The 2516-nt window shown below is 65.2% G+C and carries 6 protein-coding genes; 2 read left to right on the forward strand and 4 right to left on the reverse strand.

Annotated elements, in window-relative coordinates; genetic code table 11:
- A partial coding sequence (locus ACTWPW_RS63760; RefSeq protein ID WP_443174969.1) for a transposase occupies positions 1-257 on the reverse strand: 257 nt, incomplete at its 3' end.
- Between the two features lie 259 nt (positions 258-516).
- Here ACTWPW_RS63760 and ACTWPW_RS63765 point away from each other — a divergent pair.
- Together ACTWPW_RS63765 and ACTWPW_RS63770 are read left to right on the forward strand one after the other, a co-directional pair.
- Positions 517-765, forward strand: a complete 249-nt coding sequence (locus ACTWPW_RS63765; protein WP_443174970.1) for a hypothetical protein — start codon at positions 517-519, stop codon at positions 763-765.
- Positions 762-1028, forward strand: a complete 267-nt coding sequence (locus ACTWPW_RS63770) for a hypothetical protein (protein ID WP_443174971.1) — start codon at positions 762-764, stop codon at positions 1026-1028. Before ACTWPW_RS63765 ends, ACTWPW_RS63770 begins: the two co-directional genes overlap by 4 nt.
- 816 nt (positions 1029-1844) lie before the next feature.
- On the opposite strand, the gene ACTWPW_RS63775 is transcribed toward ACTWPW_RS63770, so the two are convergent.
- The 3 genes from ACTWPW_RS63775 to ACTWPW_RS63785 form a co-directional block, all read right to left on the reverse strand.
- Positions 1845-1991 (reverse strand): hypothetical protein, encoded by a 147-nt coding sequence (locus tag ACTWPW_RS63775; protein WP_443174972.1) that lies wholly within the window; start codon positions 1989-1991, stop codon positions 1845-1847.
- 89 nt (positions 1992-2080) lie between these two features.
- Positions 2081-2281 carry a hypothetical protein gene (locus ACTWPW_RS63780; protein ID WP_443174973.1) on the reverse strand — a complete coding sequence of 67 codons (201 nt, stop codon included), beginning with the start codon at positions 2279-2281 and terminating at the stop codon, positions 2081-2083.
- Between the two features lie 47 nt (positions 2282-2328).
- A partial coding sequence (locus ACTWPW_RS63785) for a hypothetical protein (RefSeq protein WP_443174974.1) occupies positions 2329-2516 on the reverse strand: 188 nt, incomplete at its 5' end.

Here is a 2516-nt window from a genome sequence, read left to right on the forward strand (position 1 = left end):
TTGTCGATGCCGTCCCTGCGCCAGGCGGTGTAGTAGTAGACCACTGCGCTACGAGGTGGCAGGTCGTGGGGCAGCATGCCCCACTGGCAGCCGGTGCGGCTCTGGTACAGCAGGGCGTTAACGATCTCCCGCATCTCGTATCTGCCCTGATGGCCGCTGACCGAGGGGTGCGCGGCCTTCCAGGCCGTGATGACCGGCTCGATCAGGGCCCACCGCTCATCGGATAAGTCGCTCGCATATGGCTTGCGCTCACTCACGCCGCCATCCCAGCACACCCACGCCCACCAGGCAGGCATAACGCTACAGATTCACTCAACCACACTGCGACATCACAGGCATGAACTCTCGAATCGCCCTCTCAGTGCGGAGGACAACAGGGAGGGCAGCCACGCGAACCCGGCCGCCTGCGCTGTCACACCCCAGCGAAGAGCAGCGATCTCATCGTAGGGTGGGGACGTGAAAGGCGGTGTCATGAGCGCTCAACCGGTACACGGTGGTACAGCGGAACATCCGAGAGTGCCGAGGACGATCGGCGGCATCTCTGGCGCACTCCAGGGCAGCCGGCGGGCACAGTTCTTCGCCGAACTTCTCGAAGCGCAGCAGGGTCCTGAGCTGGACAGCGTGCTCAATGCCTGGTGGGGGCGAGCGATGCTCGACACCGATCCCGATCGCGACCGCATCCGGGCAGCAGCCGAAGCGGGAACCCTGCCCACCACTTCGATGCAGGACGTTCGACGCCGACGGCAGGAGTTCGGCGGCCAGTGAGCGAGGACGATCTATGGCCGGTCGTGCCGTCGGAGGTCGTGGCCGAAACGCTCGCCCATCCATCCGTCTCCCCGGAAGTCTTCTCAACGGTCGTTGCGCTCACCGTCGCCATCTGTGAGAACCCTTGGCTTGCTGGTAGCGAACAGGTCGGCCTCGATGCGGACTGGCGGGAGATTCTCATACCCAGGGGTTTCGGCATCGCCGAATACCGCATTGACCGGAAGAGCCAGCAGGTGATTCTCACTCGCATTGTTCTCTTCTGAGCCCATGGACGCGAAATCTACTCTGCGTGGGCGATTGTCATGCCGGGCGCCGAACGGCGTTAACGCGGGTTAAGCAACTTGCGAATACTATACCAGACAGAATTGGGTTTCTGTCTGGTATAGAACTCTGTGGGTGTTCTGTGCACATGCAAATCCAATGCCCCCCGGAAGCGTTGGTGCAGCCGTACGGTTGGACTCTGGCCCAGTGCCGGGGCTGGCTGCCGAGTAAGAATCAGTCCAATATCATGATTTAAGGCGTAACCTGAAATGTAGCAGAGCATCCCTACAACGAATCTTCGGTGACGAACCGATAGGGAGTCTGGACATGTCAGCGACTGCCGAACACCGCCAGCACGTCGATCACCGCACGAGCATGGACCCGGTTGCGGACACGTGGCCGTCCCCCACGACGTCCACGTGGACTACGTTCACGATGGACACCGTCACGCCTCGCCCGAAGGGCAGGAACGACCACTGAAGGCCATGAAGCCCTACGCCTCGCTTGAGGCCTATGCCGTTGCTTCGGCGTGGGCATCCCGTCCGATCACCAGGTCAGGCTTGCCCGAGTGGCGCACATCCAGCTCACCAACCGGGATCGGCGCCGCCAAGCGACGTGCCCGCCGCGTCGTTCTTGGGCTTGTCGCCGCAGCCCCAGCATGGTCATGGCCTGGGGCACAGCAAGCTCCGCGGCGAGCACACGGGCGCTTCGGCACGTCGTTCGCCGATCCGCCGGCGGCCTCTGCCGCCGGCCTCCTGAATGAGGTAGGGCTTTCCCTTGGGGAAACCCCTACCTCATTGCTGTCGCCCGCTCAGGAGTCAGCCGAGCCGGTAGGCGCGGATCACGGACTGCTTCACCGAGCTGCCCGCGGCATCAGTGGCCTCGACCTTGAGCGAGACGAATCCGGACCTACCGCGTGCCGGATGCCTCACATCGACGGTGTACGTGCCGTCCCTGCCGTGCATGCCGGCCTCCTGCCGCGTGGGGGTCCAGAGCTGACGATGGCCCGACGCGATGCGCGGGCCATTCGTCGTGGTGACAGGACAATGGTGTCTCATGCGGTGGCAGGCTGGAGGAGTTCGATCTTGATGGTCAGCACGCCGGGGGCTTCCTTCTCGGGGCCGTAGATGCGGCGGATGTTGGCCAATTGTTGCTCGCGGGGGCTGTCGGGGTTGACGTTGGCCGCGCCTTCGGCATCCAGCATCTCCTCGAAGCTGGCGTAGCGGGCCACCCGCTTGACGCCGGTGAGGGCCATCGTGGCGGCCGCAGACGAACCGGATGGGGCGGGCTCGGTCCGGGGGGTCAGGGGCGGCGCAGGCGCTGGCGGGTCAGGTGAGCGGTCAGTGCTGCCAGGGCGGTGAAGGCGCCCAGCGCCACGGCCACCTGGACGTCGTCGGCGCCGTCCGCGCCCACGGCAGGGGGCGGAGCCGGGCTGAGCCCGGGTCCAGTACGGCCGCGGTGGCGATCAGCCGCGGTGCGGGCTCCTGGGA

This window comes from Nonomuraea sp. KM90 (assembly GCF_052246675.1).
Lineage (GTDB): Bacteria > Actinomycetota > Actinomycetes > Streptosporangiales > Streptosporangiaceae > Nonomuraea.